Source organism: Marinobacter sp. LV10R510-11A, from assembly GCF_900215155.1.
Classification (GTDB): domain Bacteria; phylum Pseudomonadota; class Gammaproteobacteria; order Pseudomonadales; family Oleiphilaceae; genus Marinobacter.
Genome location: NZ_LT907980.1, coordinates 1,893,000 through 1,909,628 on the forward strand (window position 1 = coordinate 1,893,000; position 16,629 = coordinate 1,909,628).

At 53.7% G+C, this 16,629-nt stretch carries 20 protein-coding genes and 1 pseudogene; 7 read left to right on the top strand and 14 right to left on the bottom strand.

Features of this window, described 5'->3' with window-relative positions:
* Positions 1 to 99: 99 nt before the first annotated feature.
* Both CPH80_RS09075 and CPH80_RS09080 read right to left on the bottom strand, forming a co-directional pair.
* Positions 100 to 699 carry an HD domain-containing protein gene (locus CPH80_RS09075; RefSeq protein WP_096277096.1) on the bottom strand — a complete coding sequence of 200 codons (600 nt, stop codon included), beginning with the start codon at positions 697 to 699 and terminating at the stop codon, positions 100 to 102.
* A complete protein-coding gene (locus CPH80_RS09080; RefSeq protein WP_157746878.1) occupies positions 696 to 1,856 on the bottom strand; it encodes a TauD/TfdA family dioxygenase in 1,161 nt (386 codons plus the stop codon). The genes CPH80_RS09075 and CPH80_RS09080 overlap by 4 nt, the downstream gene beginning before the upstream one ends.
* 275 nt (positions 1,857 to 2,131) lie before the next feature.
* Between CPH80_RS09080 and CPH80_RS22405 the strand changes: the two genes are divergently transcribed.
* Genes CPH80_RS22405 through CPH80_RS09095 form a run of 4 tightly spaced genes read left to right on the top strand, consistent with a single transcriptional unit; the run spans position 2,132 to position 5,090 of the window.
* Complete coding sequence (locus CPH80_RS22405; RefSeq protein ID WP_227520421.1) at positions 2,132 to 2,422, top strand: hypothetical protein; 291 nt, start codon at positions 2,132 to 2,134, stop codon at positions 2,420 to 2,422.
* Positions 2,394 to 3,569 carry a hypothetical protein gene (locus tag CPH80_RS09085; RefSeq protein ID WP_227520422.1) on the top strand — a complete coding sequence of 392 codons (1,176 nt, stop codon included), beginning with the start codon at positions 2,394 to 2,396 and terminating at the stop codon, positions 3,567 to 3,569. The genes CPH80_RS22405 and CPH80_RS09085 overlap by 29 nt, the downstream gene beginning before the upstream one ends.
* 58 nt (positions 3,570 to 3,627) lie before the next feature.
* Positions 3,628 to 4,470, top strand: coding sequence for a cytochrome c oxidase assembly protein (locus tag CPH80_RS09090; RefSeq protein WP_096277099.1), 843 nt, complete (start codon positions 3,628 to 3,630; stop codon positions 4,468 to 4,470).
* Entirely contained in the window at positions 4,467 to 5,090 is a 624-nt protein-coding gene (locus CPH80_RS09095) for an SCO family protein (protein WP_227520423.1), read from the top strand. The genes CPH80_RS09090 and CPH80_RS09095 overlap by 4 nt, the downstream gene beginning before the upstream one ends.
* A 76-nt stretch (positions 5,091 to 5,166) precedes the next feature.
* On the opposite strand, the gene CPH80_RS09100 is transcribed toward CPH80_RS09095, so the two are convergent.
* The 4 genes from CPH80_RS09100 to CPH80_RS09115 all read right to left on the bottom strand — a co-directional run bounded on the left by CPH80_RS09100 (position 5,167) and on the right by CPH80_RS09115 (position 8,045).
* Positions 5,167 to 5,895 carry a molecular chaperone DnaJ gene (locus CPH80_RS09100; RefSeq protein ID WP_096277101.1) on the bottom strand — a complete coding sequence of 243 codons (729 nt, stop codon included), beginning with the start codon at positions 5,893 to 5,895 and terminating at the stop codon, positions 5,167 to 5,169.
* A 46-nt stretch (positions 5,896 to 5,941) separates the two neighbouring features.
* Complete coding sequence (locus CPH80_RS09105) at positions 5,942 to 6,649, bottom strand: hypothetical protein (protein WP_096277103.1); 708 nt, start codon at positions 6,647 to 6,649, stop codon at positions 5,942 to 5,944.
* A gap of 107 nt (positions 6,650 to 6,756) precedes the next feature.
* Positions 6,757 to 7,395 carry an SDR family oxidoreductase gene (locus CPH80_RS09110; protein WP_096277105.1) on the bottom strand — a complete coding sequence of 213 codons (639 nt, stop codon included), beginning with the start codon at positions 7,393 to 7,395 and terminating at the stop codon, positions 6,757 to 6,759.
* Between the two features lie 125 nt (positions 7,396 to 7,520).
* Positions 7,521 to 8,045, bottom strand: coding sequence for a sterol desaturase family protein (locus CPH80_RS09115; RefSeq protein WP_096277107.1), 525 nt, complete (start codon positions 8,043 to 8,045; stop codon positions 7,521 to 7,523).
* 122 nt (positions 8,046 to 8,167) lie between these two features.
* Between CPH80_RS09115 and CPH80_RS09120 the strand changes: the two genes are divergently transcribed.
* The 3 genes from CPH80_RS09120 (at position 8,168) to CPH80_RS09130 (ending at position 11,037) form a co-directional block, all read left to right on the top strand.
* Entirely contained in the window at positions 8,168 to 9,025 is an 858-nt protein-coding gene (locus tag CPH80_RS09120) for a helix-turn-helix transcriptional regulator (RefSeq protein ID WP_096277109.1), read from the top strand.
* Between the two features lie 95 nt (positions 9,026 to 9,120).
* Positions 9,121 to 10,551: an aldehyde dehydrogenase family protein gene (locus CPH80_RS09125; RefSeq protein ID WP_096277111.1), complete on the top strand. Its 1,431-nt coding sequence runs from the start codon at positions 9,121 to 9,123 to the stop codon at positions 10,549 to 10,551.
* Between the two features lie 201 nt (positions 10,552 to 10,752).
* Positions 10,753 to 11,037: a DUF6172 family protein gene (locus CPH80_RS09130; RefSeq protein WP_096277113.1), complete on the top strand. Its 285-nt coding sequence runs from the start codon at positions 10,753 to 10,755 to the stop codon at positions 11,035 to 11,037.
* A gap of 24 nt (positions 11,038 to 11,061) precedes the next feature.
* Here CPH80_RS09130 and CPH80_RS23325 read toward each other — a convergent pair.
* The 8 genes and pseudogenes from CPH80_RS23325 to infC form a co-directional block, all read right to left on the bottom strand.
* Positions 11,062 to 11,109 (bottom strand): annotated as a pseudogene (locus CPH80_RS23325) (hypothetical protein); the annotation flags it as partial.
* A 54-nt stretch (positions 11,110 to 11,163) separates the two neighbouring features.
* Positions 11,164 to 11,529: a MerR family transcriptional regulator gene (locus CPH80_RS09135; protein WP_096277115.1), complete on the bottom strand. Its 366-nt coding sequence runs from the start codon at positions 11,527 to 11,529 to the stop codon at positions 11,164 to 11,166.
* Positions 11,510 to 11,812 (bottom strand): integration host factor subunit alpha, encoded by a 303-nt coding sequence (gene ihfA / locus CPH80_RS09140; protein WP_096277117.1) that lies wholly within the window; start codon positions 11,810 to 11,812, stop codon positions 11,510 to 11,512. Before ihfA ends, CPH80_RS09135 begins: the two co-directional genes overlap by 20 nt.
* 3 nt (positions 11,813 to 11,815) lie before the next feature.
* Positions 11,816 to 14,188 (bottom strand): phenylalanine--tRNA ligase subunit beta, encoded by a 2,373-nt coding sequence (gene pheT / locus CPH80_RS09145; protein ID WP_096277119.1) that lies wholly within the window; start codon positions 14,186 to 14,188, stop codon positions 11,816 to 11,818.
* A 60-nt stretch (positions 14,189 to 14,248) separates the two neighbouring features.
* Positions 14,249 to 15,247, bottom strand: a complete 999-nt coding sequence (gene pheS, locus CPH80_RS09150) for a phenylalanine--tRNA ligase subunit alpha (RefSeq protein ID WP_096277121.1) — start codon at positions 15,245 to 15,247, stop codon at positions 14,249 to 14,251.
* Positions 15,248 to 15,406: 159 nt separating this feature from the next.
* Positions 15,407 to 15,760 carry a 50S ribosomal protein L20 gene (gene rplT / locus CPH80_RS09155; RefSeq protein ID WP_096277123.1) on the bottom strand — a complete coding sequence of 118 codons (354 nt, stop codon included), beginning with the start codon at positions 15,758 to 15,760 and terminating at the stop codon, positions 15,407 to 15,409.
* Between the two features lie 44 nt (positions 15,761 to 15,804).
* Positions 15,805 to 15,996 carry a 50S ribosomal protein L35 gene (gene rpmI / locus CPH80_RS09160; protein WP_071264804.1) on the bottom strand — a complete coding sequence of 64 codons (192 nt, stop codon included), beginning with the start codon at positions 15,994 to 15,996 and terminating at the stop codon, positions 15,805 to 15,807.
* Between the two features lie 93 nt (positions 15,997 to 16,089).
* Positions 16,090 to 16,629 (bottom strand): translation initiation factor IF-3, encoded by a 540-nt coding sequence (infC, locus tag CPH80_RS09165; protein WP_096277125.1) that lies wholly within the window; start codon positions 16,627 to 16,629, stop codon positions 16,090 to 16,092.

The window sequence follows — 16,629 nt, forward strand, 5'->3', positions numbered from 1 at the left end:
GCGGCTAAGGCCCAGGGACAGAAGAGCCGCCTCTATCACGAGGATTTATACGCCACTCGATGGGCGAAATCAATTGCCTGGTCTACTCCCACCCCGGCGTCAGCCTCGGCTATCGAAACCTCCAGCAGGCTCCTCGCCGACTACCTCAGGGTCGAAGGGCCTGCGTGAAAACACTCGGCGCAGCACGGGTTCGAAATGCCCCAGTGGCGGCGTCGGATAGCCCGGGTCGAAGGCCGCCTGATCGTAGCGCTCGCAGAAATCGACGCATTTCTGGTACCAGGGGTGATCACGATAGCGTTCACGCTCATTCGGATCTTCGCCAAAGTGGTGCGCGTAGTAGACCTTCTGAAATAACCCGTGATGGTGAACTATCCAGGTGACCTCAGCACTCACGTAGGGGCGAATGATGCTTGCGGCCAGTTGCGAGTGATTGCAGGGCGCCAGCTCATCACCCAGGTCATGCAGTAATGCGCCGACTACCAGGTCATCGTCACCGCCGTCTGCCTCGGCACGGGCAGCGGTTTGCAACGAGTGTTCCAGGCGGCTTACCTGGTAGCCACTCAGACCGTGCTCCAGGTTTTGCAGGGCCTGCATGAGGCGATCGACCAGCCCGGCATTGAACTGTTCTTCGAGCCTCTCTAGAAACCGGTACTCCTCGGCGGTACCGTCTTTCATTTGGGTGAATGCCACCTGATTCATGCGTAACTTTCCTCTGTTTTCTCAGCCCATGTTCGCTCGTGGACGCCGTGGCGAGCCTTAATCAATGTCGTTGCGAAGCGCTCCCGTGGCCCATCGCTGTCTAGATAACAGCCCTGAATGTGTCGCCTGCCCTCTTGCGTATCGAAGGCGGTTCGACCATGCAAGACTCGGCTGTTGTCGAACAGCATAAGTTCGCCAGCGTTGAGTTGAAAGCGGATTTCAAAGGCGGGATCTGCAAACAATTCGCCAAGGCGCTGACGGGTCAGGTGAAACAGCCGCGTTTTTTCCGGGGACAGGTGTGGCAGGCGGTCAAGACGTGGGCTGTAGTGAACCCCAATAGGATTCCCATCAGCGTCGGTGCGAATCATACAGCGGCGGGCCGTCAGCTCGGTACCCGCATCGATGAAACGATACCCCACTGGGATGGTACGCAACAGCTCGTAGCCTTCAGGCAGTTCGTGTTTCAGCACTTCAAGCACCTTGAGGCTGTCGGCCAGTGTGGAAAGGCCGCCACGGGTTTCGTTGATCAGACAGTGCAGCATCTGAATACCCGGCACTGGGCTGCGATATGGGTTGTCGGTATGCGGGCCCAGCGCCACACTGCGATAGGCAAGATCATTACCGGCAGGTCGTGAATAAACTTCAAAGTAGCGACCGAAATTGGTTTCCTTCACGTAGCCAAAATGGCTCCCGACTTCCAGAATTCGCTCACGATCGGTTGGCACCCCGGTGAGAATGATGTAGCCAAACTGAAGATAGGCAGTCAGCGCCTTGTGAAATGCCTCGTTGTCGCCCTGTTTATGCCAATCGAATCGTTGGGCCGTCTGATTGATGCCGCTGTCCCAGGCAATGGCTTCAGGAAAGTTGCTGTCGCCTTCAATTTCGGAAGCCAAGGCCCCGAGGTCGTAGACCTCAACGTGGCCATCGCTGAAAGAAAACTCGGTTTGCGTGTCGCTCAAGGGCCGCGCTCCGACCAGCGTTAGGTCCGGATCGGTTCGGTGAGAATCGAATAGCCGTTGGCAGGTCAAGGCATCCAGCTGCTGCGGATCCTGGGTTCGCTCGCGCAGCCATAGAGGGCTGATGGGCTCAAGGCCAGAGGGCGTCACGCAGTTGAGGCTAAGGGGCGAATTGGTGAGGGTCAGTGACGTGATTGGCATGTCCAAGCTCATTTAGATGATGGCATTTTAATTATCCCTTTGTATCGCACCTTCGAGATGGACAGTAGGGGCGTGGTGTTATCATCACCATGCACTTTTCTTATGGCAGTGTTCCGGGACACATGACAGGTTGGATTTACTTCGCATCTTGCACCACAGGCTCAAGGGTAACCGATGCTCCTGCTATCCTTACAGATATTGAGACGCTGGCCCTGAGTAGAATTAGGGTTCATCCTGCCTCTGTGCGTTGCTTTTAAAAATAAGGAGTTCAACGTTTGAGCCTATCCGGTAGCCCTGCTTTAACCAAAGCATCAAGAGACTTTGACGCGGCGATAGCAGACTTTGCCCGCGCCCGCAGTGCCGATAAAAAAGCACCCAGTATGGGTCTGCTGGAGCGCGCTCGTCAGTTGATGACGTTGCCTGGTGGGTTCGATGTACTGTATCGCCGGGTTTCTGCGCTGGAATCAGCGGGCATATTCGGCAACAGTGACTGGGCCCGGCCGGCCCTTCTTCAACCGGCACTGGCACGCCAGTCGCTTGCAGTCTCTCTATCAATACCTGGTTGATCACCTGGGCTATGCCGACTTGCTGGACAGCCTTGTACTGGAAGTATGGCGTTTGCTGGATCAACGGCCTGTTCAGGTCGACAGTATCCGCGAGATGATTGGCCAGATCGCTAGCTGTCTGTTTGACCCAACACTCGATATGTCGGTGAATAAAAGTGCCTCCCGACTGGTTAACAGCCTGTTTGCCCCCACCCCGGGGAGCAAAGAAGATCCTGGTGTGCAGGTGTATCGTCAACGCCTTGGTGATATGGGCGATTCTGACCTTACCCAGGAAGCTAAATGTTTCGCCAACATCATGCACGATACCGGTCTGGCCTCGCCCTACCATGCTGTGCTGATCCGCCACCTGCGGGAACACAAAACAGACGATCTGATTCCCGATGCGCTGTGGCGTCAGATCCATCTCAACCTGTCGGAAGAGAATCGCGAACTGTTGCGAATGGTGTTCGGTGAAGCCAAACCTCCGAGAGTGTTTTTGCTGGCGGGTGTACTGAACCTGCTGGGGCAACCACTGGGCGTTGGCCAGGGCAACAACCCCAGCTGCCAGTCAGCCATTGGCCTGTCTCTTTGGGCCGACCACGAGGCGGATTATCTGCTGCAAATACTGGCTTGGGCGGCCCGGGACAACGAAATACTGATACGCTTTGAGGGCAATGAAGTTTCCTCGAAAAATCTCAAACTCGGACTGGTGACAGAAACACCCGTGGACGTGGACCCGGTATCACTCATTCTGATTCCTCATCTGGATCGTATCTACGGTGAAATGTGGCGACGCTGCAGTGAACGGGATGACGACGCTCACCGCTGGATTAACCCGGAATTCTACGGCTGGTGGGTCAATCACGGGTTTCTCGCGGTCACCGATGTCAAAACCGGGGAGATCAACGACTACGAAATGCGGGTCTATTTCTTCAATCCCAACAACGACAGCGGTCAGGACTGGGGCCAGGGTGTTAATTGCTCGACGCAGGGTAACGGAGAAATCCGTGGCGAGGCGTCCTTGCCTATCGCGGAATTTGCATCCAGGCTCTGTGCGTTCCACTTCGACACGCTGGAACTAGGGGACGTTGATGCCGTGCCGGCGGACGAAATTGCCCGAGTGGCTGACATGGCGTTCGGCAGCTGGGCAGCCAACGACACCGACTAGCTGTTAGCAGTGATCAAACCATGCCCTGGTTCTGCGCCAGAGCTTTAAGGAACGTCCGATGTCCGTTACAGACTACCTGACACCGTATGATTTTTCGCCAGCGACGATATTGGGCTGCGTGCTTGTGTTGGGGTTCTATGGCTACGGGCTGTTGAAAATGCCTGAAGACAATCGGCCAGGCAGCGGTCGGATACTGGTGTTCGTGGTGGGCGTGATGATTTGCTACGGCGTTATGCAAACCCGGTTTGATTACTACTCTCAATACATGTTCTTCGTTCACCGGGGCCAGCACCTGATTCTTCACCACCTGGGGCCGTTCTTGATCGCACTCTCCAATCCCCTGCCGGTGATGCGCTTTCTCTTCAGCCGGATCAAGCCAGGGATCAGGCAGGCACTGTGCCCTCTGGGCTGGATATACCGGTTCCTGCAGCACCCTGCTATTGCATCTTTCCTGTTCGTAGGGCTGATTTACTTCTGGCTATGGCCGCCCATCCATTTTAATGCCATGCTCAGCCGCAATCTGTACTGGGTCATGAACTGGAGCATGCTGCTGGATGGCCTGCTGTTCTGGTGGCTTATCTTGGACCCGCGCTCGCCGGTATCCGGTGATGCCCTAGGGTATGGCAAGCGGATCCTGCTGCTGGCCATGGTGGCGATTCCGCAGATAATCCTGGGCGCCACCATCGTTTTCTCCCGAAGCATGGTTTATGACGTCTACGAAGTGTGCGGCCGTGCCTGGCCGATGGCACCGGAGACGGACCAGATCCTGGGCGGGCTGCTCACCTGGATCCCTCCTGCCATGATGAGCATTCTCGGCATACTGATCATCCTTCGCCGCGCCATGCGAGAAGACGGTAAGGTATCCCCCTATTCCGAAAAGCTGAAGGCAACCCATTCATGAGTATTCAGTTCCGTTCACGCCTGCCAAGAATGCTGTCGATCACTGTCGTAGTCATTGCAGCGGTAATCCTGGCCGGCTGTTTCGGCGACGACAAGTCCTGGCGCGGCAAGGACATCAGCGGCCTGATGCCGGAACTGGCCTTCGAGCTGACAGACACATCCGGCGATACCGTGACTGCTAAGAAAACCGACGGTGAGATCCGGATGCTGTTCTTCGGCTTCACCTCCTGCCCCGACGTCTGCCCCGCTACCCTCCAGAAATTGTCCCGCGCCGTGAAGGACATGCCTGACCAATGGCAGGACGACACCCGGATTGTCTTCGTCAGCGTTGACCCTCAAAGGGACACGCCGGAACGGCTCAAAAGCTATGTGGATTTCTTCAGCGAGAGAGCCATCGGCCTCACCGGTGAAGAAAAAGCGCTGCGGGAGCTGAGTAAACGCTACCGCACCACCTTTGGCTACGACGATCCGGATGCGGAGGGCAACTACAACGTGTCGCACAGTGGCGCCGTCTATGTATTCGACCGCAACGGAAATGCTCGCCTTCTGTTCAAACCTGACCTGAGTGTCGAAGACATCCGGACAGACCTGATTGCATTGGCTCAGGAAAACAGAATTTGACATTGAGATCCTGCAATCCGAGTCACCCTTCGTCTGATAGTTGGCGCTTCAGGATCGGCAACTGCAGGTCGGCTCCTTAGCTCAGAAGACGCTCTTTGGCTTCATTAACACGCGCAGCCAGGTAGTTACTCCCGCCACGGTCTGGGTGTATTTTCTGCATCACTCGACGGTGGGCTTTGATAATCTCATCCCGGTTGGCACCAGCCTCCAGCCCCAGAACATCCAGGGCTTCGCTCTCGGTCAAAGCGCCGCCACTGCCCGAATTTTCAGGCTCCCCTTCCCGCGCGCTGTCATTGCCGGCCAGGTCGTCAGTGCGCCAGGAATCCCCGAAGCGGCGGTCCAGATAGGTTTCCAGAAGCCGGGCGGAATCCTCGTCGTGGTCCCGGCAATACTGCAATAACTCGATGAATTCACTCTCGCCCAGATCCGCCAGCGCGCGCCCGGCCATGGGGCCTTTCAATATCTCACCGCTCATGGTTCCGGAGTCGTGATCCAGAGTCATGTCGAGGATATCGCTGGAAACATGGGATTGGTTGCCGGGCTTGGCCTCTGCTTCGCCCTGTCCAGAGCCCCGCATCCGACCCGTCAGCAAAGATGGCAACACGCGGCGTAGCAAGGGAAACAGGAAAACCAGCAAGCCTAACAAGATTTGCAAACGGCCGGTAACGGCCAGAAGAACCGCCATCAGGACACCGGCAATCAACACCAATTTTAGGATAGCCGGTTTTCGTTGGCTGGGCGGTTGGCTGCGTAGCCATACCCACGCAAAAACTGTCATTACGATAACCAGAAGCGTCAGTGGCACTCGGATACTCCAGGCCAATTGGCCCACCGGTTGATTGGAAGAAGTGCTATCTAAGCTGTTGAGTTAAACGCTTAACCTCGGAGGAGCTGCGGTTAGAATAGTCCTGCAAGGCCTTGGCTCCCCCGGAAGCGTAGACCGCAACAGCGGCCATAAGATCCTTAAGCACCTGAGGGCTGTTGCGATCAAAAGGCGCATAAGCGCCCCCCGACAGCTTACTTACCTGCTGGAACACGGCCTTGGCGTGTGCATCGGCGCCCTCATGGAACATGAATACCGGGGTTCGCAGCATGCCTAACTCCCCGGCAATATGGCAAAGTTCGTCCACAGGCTCCTCACAGAAATCCCCGATAAACACCACGGCCTTGACTGTCTTTGCCCGGGTTTCTTTCCTGGCGTGCGCTAACACCCGGCTAATCTGGGTACGTCCGCCCAAGCAGGAAACGCCGTTCATCAGGTTAAGCAGCTGGCCGGTCTCGCTGACAAACCCCGTAGCTTTGAACTCCCTAAAACCGCGGTAGTAGCATAGCTGGATCGCCAAGCCGCCCAAATCCTTGGTCGCCATGAAAAGCTCACTCTGCAAGTGGCAAGCCTGATCCCAGGTAGCCTCCCGGCTGGCCGTGGCATCCAGAGCGAAAATTAGTCGGCCCTGTCCACCAGACTCTCCGCCACCCTGCTTAGGCATTGTGCGAACCTGATGGATAAACTGGTCGACCGATTGTTTATCGGATTTTTTACGCAGCTCTTTATCGGACATATGCTTTTACAAACCGCCTCGCCCTGCCAATGTATTACTTCAAGCTTAGGGGAAAGGCGGCGCAATTCACAGGCCCGGCGGCGCGATACCTGCGGGCCTTTTGAACGTTAAAGTTTTGCCAGTGCTTCAGCCACTGGCGTGTCACCAGACGCCACCTCAAAAACCCGATTAATAGTGGTATCCGTATCCAGCACCGCCAGCAGAACGCGAGCGACATCCTGCCGTGGAATTTTGCCAAAGTCCCCTTGCCCCGCACTGACCGCGAGCTTGCCCGTACCCTCGTCATCAATCAATTGGCCCGGGCGAACAATGGTGTAATTCAGGCCGCTGTTTTTCAGATGCTCATCGGCGTTGTGCTTGGCTTGCAGGTAATGGCGGAGTTTTTCTGGCCCATTCTCCGGATCCTCGGCACCCATACTGCTCACGATGACAAAGCGTTTTATGCCCACGGCCTTGGCGCTATCGATCAGCCGGATAGCGCCGTCTTGATCCACATCTGTGGTTTTATCCGGCCCCGTATGAGGGCCGGAACCAGCGGCGAAAATAACCGCATCGCAGCCCTTCATAGCTTCACTACAATCTTGTTCCAGATCTCCCACCACGGTTTCGGTGGCGCCCAGTTGCTGCAATTCCGGCCCCTGCTCAGGGTGCCGAACCATGGCCCTAGCTTCGTGATCGCTGTTTGCTATTTCCCGCAACAGGTGCTGCCCTATCTGCCCGTTAGCTCCTGCAATGAACACATGCATGGTGAATCTCCTGATTGGCTATTTCTGATGGCTACAGTCTATAGATCAGTGCAACACACGCTCAATTCAACCCGTGCGCTCCTGTTTCGCAATCTCAGCCGCCGTTAAGCCACGTTTTTTCGCCTTCAAATACCGCAGATAAGCAGGAATATGAGTTTTGCCCAGGTATTACGAACCCGGTGGTGCACGCTGTGAATATTCCTCAGTAACCATTTGTTCTCATGCATGTATCGGTGCATGCCGTAATACAAAAAATCGTCCAGCAGCACGAAAAACACCAATTGCGCCACAATCACATACCATACCGGCAGCTCGTTGCTATGCACCGCTGTGAGCTTTAACAATGGCCAGCTCAGCACCAGAAGTGTGGCTAAAATAATGTTATTTACAAGAATGCGCCCAAGGGACGGCAGGAAAAACTTTTTAACCTCAAACGGCTTTTGCTGGATTTTATACTTTCTCAGCGGGATCGGGTCTAGCCAGGCAACAACGGTCCAGGGCAATGCGACGATCAGAAACGCCGCCATGCTGATAGCGAGGGTCGCCATGGGAAACTGCCAGAACCAAGGGTCGTTATAAAACTCACCCCAATATGCAAATACATCCATGCCGGCACCTTCAACGGTCGTGCTTGTTAGAATGCTGCTCATACGCCATCTCTTTTTATCTTTATTTTCAGCTACTGATAAAGCTGTTTGAAAAATATACTAGCCTGCTTTACGCTGCCTTAATTGCTCGTTCCCGTATAAAATTTACTAGAAGGCGACACTGATTGGGCGATAGCGAATACCTCCCCTACTTGGCTGGCAGCTCAGTTGATCAGCCCACCAACTCTCCGGCTCACTATGTGGTGGGGCCATACATTCAGCCGGTGTTGTTAGCATATCTGTATGCGGGTGGACGGCTTTCAACGCTTGCTGACGCAATGGCTGTCAGTGATCTCTGGATCATTAACCCACCGGAAAAAATAGCGATAGAGGAGTATTTCCGGCTAGTGCTCAGTGCGAGCCATCTGTTACAGGATGCGCACCTGGGGATAAAGATCGGGCAACATGCGGGGCTGGTGTGCGAGAGCGTGCTTGCCGGCATTATTCATCTGGCCGAGCAGCTGACAGGGCGTTTGATTCCAATGATGGAGGTTTGTTTTGTGCACCCAAGGCCGTCGGATTACCGGGCCTTAGAGTACCAACAGGGGTTCCGAGCTCAGTGCAAATTCAGCCAAAGCTATAACAGCATCATGATAGCGGCAGATGTACTGTCGTGGCCGCTGCAGCACATAGCCCGCCCATCGGTCACGGCAATGGACTCCCGACACGTCGTTGAGCAGGTGAAAAATGAGCTTAAAAGAAGCCTGACGAACAGCCCAAAACTGGCACAGATCGCATCCATATTGGGGCAAAGCGAGCGCGGTTTACAGCGGCAACTGAAGCAACATGGCACAAGTTATCAACATCTGCTGGCCGAGGTTCGATTGGGTCATGCGCAGGATTATTTAAAGTATTCAAACTTGAGCATTTTGCAGATCAGTCAGTTACTCGGTTTCAAAGAGCAAAGCTCCTTTAATCACTTTTTTTTGCAGGAAGCCGGAGCATCCCCGAAAAAGTGGCAGGAAACCAAAAAACACTCGTAACCGCCAACACTCCGTATCCAGACAACGACACTCGCAGATAGAGCGCCAACGACTCTGTTATCATGATTCAAATTCCTAAAAAGAGCGGAGCCGCAATGGATTCAACCAAGTTTTACATCAATGGGAAGTGGGTCACGCCTGTGGGAGCCCAGACGCTTGAGGTTATCAACCCCTCTGATGAGAAGGGCTTTTCCACGATTACCCTAGGCGCACAGGCCGATACGGACAACGCTGTCGGGGCTGCAAAAAAAGCACTCCCGGCTTGGGCGGCATCGACCAAAGAGCAACGTATTGAGCTGCTGGAGCGCTTGCTCGAAACCTACAAAGCGCGTGCAGAAGAAATGGCTCAAACCATCAGCCGAGAAATGGGCGCCCCCATTGATCTTGCGAGAAGCGCACAGGTTGGTGCCGGCGCGGCCCATCTAAAAAACACCATCCGCGCGCTAAAATCTTTCAACTTTGAGCATCCGCTTGGCGATCACGCGCCAGATAACATCATTGTGCACGAGCCAGTGGGCGTCTGTGCGCTGATAACACCTTGGAACTGGCCGATGAACCAGGTGATGCTGAAGGTAGCCCCTGCGCTTGCCACGGGATGCACAGTGGTTCTCAAGCCATCTGAGATTTCGCCGTTATCCGCCATGCTTTTAACAGAGATGATCGATAGCTCGGGCTTCCCGGATGGCGTTTTCAACTTGATTAACGGCGACGGTGCAGGCGTGGGCTCGCAACTCTCCGAGCATCCGGACATTGATCTGGTCAGTTTTACCGGCTCAACCCGTGCCGGCAAAGCAATTACAATTGCAGCGGCGGATACCATGAAGCGGGTTGGTCTGGAGTTAGGCGGCAAAGGCGCTAATATCATCTTTGCAGATGCCGATGAAAAAGCCGTGACCCGGGGCGTTCGCCACTGCTTCGTTAACTCGGGCCAGTCCTGTAACGCACCCACGCGAATGCTGGTGGAAAAGTCTATTTATAAGCAGGCCGTTGAAACCGCAGCGATGATTGCCAGCAAAACCGACGTGGGCCACGCAGGTACCGAAGGCCGGCATATTGGGCCGGTGGTCTCCGAGCAACAGTTCCTGAAGGTTCAGGCGCTGATTAAAAAGGGCATAGAGGAAGGTGCCACGCTGGTTGCCGGCGGTGAAGGGCGACCAGAAGGTTTTGAAAAGGGCTATTTCGTGAAACCAACGGTTTTTGCTGATGTTACACCCGGCATGACAATCTGGAGCGAAGAGATCTTCGGCCCGGTTTTGGCCATCACACCTTTTGAAACCGAAGAGGAGGCTGTGGAACTGGCTAACGACACTCTCTATGGGTTAACCAACTTCATCCAGACCGCTGACAAAGAAAGAGCACGAAGGCTCGCTAGGCAGGTCAGGTCTGGCATGGTGGAAGTCAACGGCAAGTCTGGATCGGCCGGCTTCCCATTCGGCGGCATGAAACAATCGGGTAATGGCAGTCGTGAAGGCGGCGTCTGGGGCCTGGAAGAATTCTTGGAGGTAAAGTCCGTCACTGACTGGTAAGCCGCATACCTTACTCGCAATACCCAAAAGCCGGGGGCACTAGTCTGTTTGCCTCCGGCGCTGCATACCAGCGCCGGAGCGCCCTACGAATTCATGGTAGAATCCACCTTTAAAATTTACACTGCGTGCCATTAGAAACTCTCCAGCAAATAGTTAGAAACTCTCCAGCAAACAGTGGTAGCCCATCCCAGTAGGATCCCAATGAAAAAGACCTTTAAGCTAGACCATCCGAAAATAAAAGTGCCTCGCGTCGTCGACTCGGTGAAGCACGACATCAGAAAATTCCTGAAAAAAGAACGTAAAAAACCCCTACCTTCCGATGCAATATATTGGGGCTTCGATTGCAAATTTGGCCAATCGGAAGAGGCAGCGGCTGAGGTGCACCTATCATCGCTGATGAAACATATCGATGAGCTTGTTGAAAACAACATTATGACGCTTTATGTAGAAATTACGCCGAAAGCGATTACGGCCGGTGAAAAGTAACCGGCTAACCACTTCTCTGGCAGCTCCAAGCGCAACACCGAGCCTCTGATGAGAGTAGGTTAATTCAGACACAAAAAAGCCGAAGTGACGGGGAATCGCTTCGGTTTTTTTGTTTGAAGAGGCTGCTTATTTTGCTGGCGCGTTAAGTACGTCCAGAACCTCTTCGAGTTCACTGATCATCTGTCGGATAAGCTGCTTGTACTGAGTCGTGTCATCTTTTATTTCATGGCTGCTCAGCTTTTGCTTGGCACCGCCAATGGTATAACCTTGCTCGTACAGCAAACTGCGTATCTGGCGGATGGTAATCACATCAGCACGCTGGTAATAGCGGCGGTTACCCCGGCGTTTTACCGGTGATAGCTGCGAAAACTCCTGCTCCCAATAGCGCAGAACGTGAGCCTTAACTGCGCACAGCTCCGCAACCTCACCTATCGTGAAGTAGCGCTTCCCGGGAATAGCGGGGAGTTCGTTGTTATGACTGGGTTCCAACATACGTTTCTACTTTCTGTTTCAGTTTCTGTCCCGGGCGAAATGTAACAACACGTCGTGCACTTATCGGAATCTCTTCACCGGTTTTTGGGTTTCGCCCCGGACGCTGCTTTTTATCACGCAGATCGAAGTTGCCGAAACCCGACAATTTCACTTGCTCGTTGTGGCTGAGTGCGCCTCTGATCTCGTCGAAGAAAGCTTCCACCATTTCCTTGGCTTCGCGTTTGTTCAGGCCCAATTCCTCGTACAAGCGCTCCGCCATTTCCGCTTTCGTCAAAGCCGCCATCTCTCAACTCCTTAGTGTTGCCCCCAACTCGTCCTTCAGTGCATCGATAACACCGTTGAAGAGCGAATGCACTTCATCTTCATTCAACGTACGTTCAGGATGCTGCCAGAACAGGCTAAGCGCTAGGCTTCGGTTACCCTCGCCAAGACTCTCTCCTTCATAGACATCGAACGCACGCAACGCGGTCAGGCGCTCGCCAGCATGTTTTCGGGCTATACGCTCTACGTCGGCAAACGCGACATCGCCACCAATAATAATTGCCAAATCTCGACGAACTTCGGGGAATTTCGAAATTTCTTTGAAATTAGGCACATATCCAGTAACGATCGAATTCAAGGATAGCTCAAACATCAGGATAGTGCCATTAAGTTCAAGATTTTTCTGAACTTGTGGGTGCAGCGTACCCAGCCATCCAACATGTTCGCCATCCCGCAGCAGCTCTGCGGTTTGGCCTGGATGCAGCGCCGGATGTCGGCTGCCAATAAACCCGATTTCAATGCCCAGCAAACTGAAGAGCCCTTCCAACTCCCCTTTTACGTCAAAGAAATCCGCATTTCTGCGACCGTTCACCCAGTTTTCAGAATATTGTGGACCTACAACCACGCCTGCCAACATGGGTTGCTGATCAATACGCTGATCGTCCTGCAGAAAGCGCAAACCTGTTTCGAACAGGCGAATGCGCGGCTGCTGTCGATTTTGGTTGTGGGCGACCGTTTTCAGCAGGCCACTCCAAAGGCTCGTCCGCATAACGGACAGGTCTGACGAGATCGGGTTTGCCAATGCAATCCCTTCACGCTCTGGGTCTACCTGGGTTTGCACCTTCGGATCCACAAAGCTGTAAGTGATTGCTTCTTGGTAGCCATGAGACACAAAATAATTCTGTATAGCCGACAATGGACGAGTCGCTTCGTCATTTAGCCTGAGGCCCAAGGCACCAGTCGGTTCAGTAATCGGCAAGTTGTTGTAACCATAGATGCGACCCACCTCTTCTATCAGATCCTCTTCGATCGAAATATCAGGGCGAAAGCTGGGTACAAGAATGCGCCAACCATCCTTAAGCAATTTATCGACGCGCAAGCCTAGCCGGGTCAGAATTTCCTCAACCGTGGTGCGATCAATTTCTAGGCCCAACACATCGGCAAGTCGCTGCGAGCGAAAATTAATTGTGCGCTCTTTCGGCAGATGCTCTGCACTGGCCACTTCAACAATTTCGCCTGGCTCGCCGCCTACGATCTCCATCAACAATCCTGTGGCGCGCTCCATAGCGTCGCGGGAAAGCTCATAGTCCACGCCGCGCTCGAAGCGATGGGAGGCATCTGTGTGCAAGCCATAATGGCGGGCTTGGCCTGCGAGAGAAATCGGCTCAAAATAGGCAGACTCGAGCACCAAGTCGCGGGTTTTTTCGCTAACGCCTGAATGCTCGCCACCCATAATGCCGGCGATCGCAATGGGCTTTTCATGATCGGCAATCACCAACGTTTTTTCAGTCAACTCAACTTCCTGGCCATCCAGTAGCACCAGCTTTTCCGCCGGCTTTGCCATGCGCACCACAATACCCGTGGTGATCTCATCACGATCAAACGCATGCATGGGCTGACCCAGTTCCAACATTACGTAGTTGGTCACATCCACCGCCGCATCAATCGACCGAATCCCAGAACGGCGAAGTTTTTCCTGCATCCACAGAGGCGTCTCAGCTTGCAGGTTTACGTTGCGAAGTATGCGGGCCAGATATCGCGGGCAGCCCTCGGGCGCATCAACACGAATATCAGGTACTTCTGAGTGTACGGCTTCAACGGGATCAATCTGCGGCCCCTCGGGAACCAGGCTATTCAGAACAGCGACTTCGCGGGCAATACCTTTAAGGGAGAGGCAGTCACTCCGATTGGGGGTTAGGTCCACATCAATGGCGACATCGTTAAGCTTAAGATAATCAGTTAGCGCGGCACCCACCGGAGCATCAGCAGGCAATTCCATGAGGCCTTCGTGGCTATCAGACAACCCCAACTCGGATTCAGAGCACAGCATGCCTTCAGAAGGCTGGCCACGAAGTTCGGCTTTGCGAATTTTGAAATCGCCGGGCAGCACAGCGCCAACCACGGCAAAAGGCACCTTCAGCCCCTCACGAACGTTGGGGGCCCCGCACACAATCTGAACCGTCTGGCTGCCATCACTAACCTGACATACACGCAGCTTGTCGGCGTCTGGGTGAGGCTCAACCGATTGAACCTCGCCAACCACCACGCCTTGAAACTTACCGGCCACAGGCTCGAAGCCATCTACTTCCAGCCCTGCCATCGTAATCTGATCCATCAACTCCTGAGAGGTGATTTTCGGGTTAACCCACTCGCGCAGCCACTGCTCACTGAATTTCATGGTTATTGCCTTGTCCTGATGCGGTTTCGACTATCGATTTGGATGCCGTGAAACGTCGTATTAACGGAACTGACGTAAAAAACGCAGGTCGTTCTCAAAGAACATGCGCAGATCATTTACGCCGTAGCGGAGCATGGCCAAGCGCTCGGCACCCATGCCAAATGCAAAGCCGCGATACTCCTCGGCATCAATACCGCAGTATCCAAACACTTTCGGATGCACCATGCCGCACCCCATAACTTCCAGCCACTTTATGCTGCCATCCGCCTCGCGGCCCCACTCGATATCCACCTCCGCAGAGGGTTCGGTAAACGGGAAGTAAGACGGGCGGAAACGTACCTGAAGATCGCGCTCGAAAAACACACGCAGGAACTCTTCAACCGTGCTTTTCAGATCCGCAAAGCTGACATTTTTCTCAACCAGTAACCCTTCAACCTGGTGGAACATAGGTGTGTGGGTCATGTCGGAATCGCAGCGGTAAACCCGCCCAGGGCAGATCATGCGAAACGGAGGCTTTGCGGCTTCCATAGTACGGATCTGAACCGGCGAGGTGTGGGTGCGTAGCAACGTACCTGGATTAAAATAGAAGGTATCGTGCATGGCCCTGGCCGGGTGGTGGCCGGGGATATTGAGCGCTTCGAAGTTGTGATAGTCGTCCTCAATCTCCGGCCCCTGCTCTACGGTGTAGCCGGCGCGAGAAAAGAACTCTTCGATACGCTGAAGTGTGCGGGTAACCGGGTGCAAACCACCAAGATCCTGACCGCGACCGGGCAGGCTTACATCAATAGACTCACTGGCAAGCTTTTGCTCAATGGCGATTCTCTCGAGGCCACTACGCTTGGCGTTAATCGCCTGCTCAACCTGTCCTTTTGCCTCATTAATCTTCTGGCCGGCTGCAGGGCGTTCCTCTGCTGAGAGTTTACCCAGGGTTTTTGCCTGCTGGGTAATAGCGCCTTTCTTACCGAGGTATTCCACACGAATTTGATCAAGCGCCTGCAAGCTGTCGGCTTCTTCGACCGCCGTTAAACCGTCCTGAACCAGTTGCTCCAGGTTTTCCATTGACCCTGCTCCAAACCAGAGGTGAGAATTTCAAAAATTGAAATTTTGAAACAAAAATAGGGGAAGAGCGTGCCCTTCCCCTATTAAACGGTGCCTATTGCGCTATGTGATCAGCACCTGGCACCGGATCGATTCGTAATCGATGAAAGAACTAAGCGATCAAAGAGATGCTTTGGCTGTCTCAACAACAGCAGCAAATGCCTGCCTCTCGTTCATGGCCAGATCTGCCAGAACCTTACGATCGATTTCAACATTTGCCTTTTTCATACCAGCGATCAAACGGCTGTATGACAGACCGTTAAGACGCGCACCAGCGTTGATACGGGCAATCCACAATGCGCGGAATGTACGCTTACGGTTACGACGGTCGCGATACGCATACTGACCGGCTTTGATAACCGCTTGCTTGGCAACGCGGTATACACGGCTACGAGCACCGTAGTAACCCTTGGCCTGCTTTAAAATCTTCTTGTGACGACGACGTGCAACCACGCCACGCTTAACACGAGCCATACTATAATCCTTCTACCTTTAAACCGTTGTGTGTGCAGTACTCGTTATTTTCCGAGCATACGCTTTACGGATGCCACATCAGACTTGGCAACCAATGAAGTACCACGCAGCTGACGCTTACGCTTAGGGCTCTTCTTGGTCAGGATGTGACTGGTGAAGGCTGACTTGTGCTTGAAGCCGGTAGCGGTTTTCTTGAACCGCTTGGCCGCTCCACTTTTCGTTTTCATCTTAGGCATTTTTAAAACTCCGCATTCGTTTTTAATGACATCAATATGAACTTGAACGACAAAACCCCCGCTTATGGCAGGGGATTCATCACTGAATCAAATTCACTTCTTTTTGCGGGGAGCCACGATCATGGTCATTTGACGGCCTTCCATTTTCGGCCGCATTTCAACCTGAGCCAGCGCGTCAATATCTACTTCAATTCGCTCCATGAGCTTCATACCAATTTCTTGGTGCGCCATCTCACGGCCACGGAAGCGGATAGTGATTTTGCCGCGATCCCCGCCTTCAAGGAAACGTACCAGGTTGCGTAGTTTTACCTGATAATCCCCTTCTTCAGTTCCTGGTCGGAACTTAAGCTCTTTAACTTGCGTTTGTTTCTGCTTCTTCTTGGCAGCTGCCTTCGCCTTTTTCTCATCGAAGACTTTTTTGCCATAGTCCATTATTTTACAGACGATCGGATCGGAATCTGTAACCTGAACTAGATCCAGGGTCGCCTCCTCTGCCATCTTGAGGGCGTCTTCCATCGAAACCACCCCAACCTGATTGCCTTCGGCATCGATCAGGCGGACTTCAGTTGCATCAATATTCTCATTAATCGGTGCCTTTGGAGTACGCCCACCCCGATTCGCTCGCTGTTTAAT

What these genes read in the sequence shown, in the direction of transcription:
- CPH80_RS09075 (WP_096277096.1), bottom strand. Translation starts at nt 699, where the DNA reads ATGAATCAGGTGGCATTCACCCAAATGAAAGACGGTACCGCCGAGGAG.
- CPH80_RS09080 (WP_157746878.1), bottom strand. Translation starts at nt 1,856, where the DNA reads ATGCCAATCACGTCACTGACCCTCACCAATTCGCCCCTTAGCCTCAAC.
- CPH80_RS09090 (WP_096277099.1), top strand. Translation starts at nt 3,628, where the DNA reads ATGTCCGTTACAGACTACCTGACACCGTATGATTTTTCGCCAGCGACG.
- CPH80_RS09095 (WP_227520423.1), top strand. Translation starts at nt 4,467, where the DNA reads ATGAGTATTCAGTTCCGTTCACGCCTGCCAAGAATGCTGTCGATCACT.
- CPH80_RS09105 (WP_096277103.1), bottom strand. Translation starts at nt 6,649, where the DNA reads ATGTCCGATAAAGAGCTGCGTAAAAAATCCGATAAACAATCGGTCGAC.
- CPH80_RS09110 (WP_096277105.1), bottom strand. Translation starts at nt 7,395, where the DNA reads ATGCATGTGTTCATTGCAGGAGCTAACGGGCAGATAGGGCAGCACCTG.
- CPH80_RS09115 (WP_096277107.1), bottom strand. Translation starts at nt 8,045, where the DNA reads ATGAGCAGCATTCTAACAAGCACGACCGTTGAAGGTGCCGGCATGGAT.
- CPH80_RS09125 (WP_096277111.1), top strand. Translation starts at nt 9,121, where the DNA reads ATGGATTCAACCAAGTTTTACATCAATGGGAAGTGGGTCACGCCTGTG.
- CPH80_RS09130 (WP_096277113.1), top strand. Translation starts at nt 10,753, where the DNA reads ATGAAAAAGACCTTTAAGCTAGACCATCCGAAAATAAAAGTGCCTCGC.
- CPH80_RS09135 (WP_096277115.1), bottom strand. Translation starts at nt 11,529, where the DNA reads ATGTTGGAACCCAGTCATAACAACGAACTCCCCGCTATTCCCGGGAAG.
- ihfA (WP_096277117.1), bottom strand. Translation starts at nt 11,812, where the DNA reads ATGGCGGCTTTGACGAAAGCGGAAATGGCGGAGCGCTTGTACGAGGAA.
- pheT (WP_096277119.1), bottom strand. Translation starts at nt 14,188, where the DNA reads ATGAAATTCAGTGAGCAGTGGCTGCGCGAGTGGGTTAACCCGAAAATC.
- pheS (WP_096277121.1), bottom strand. Translation starts at nt 15,247, where the DNA reads ATGGAAAACCTGGAGCAACTGGTTCAGGACGGTTTAACGGCGGTCGAA.
- rplT (WP_096277123.1), bottom strand. Translation starts at nt 15,760, where the DNA reads ATGGCTCGTGTTAAGCGTGGCGTGGTTGCACGTCGTCGTCACAAGAAG.
- rpmI (WP_071264804.1), bottom strand. Translation starts at nt 15,996, where the DNA reads ATGCCTAAGATGAAAACGAAAAGTGGAGCGGCCAAGCGGTTCAAGAAA.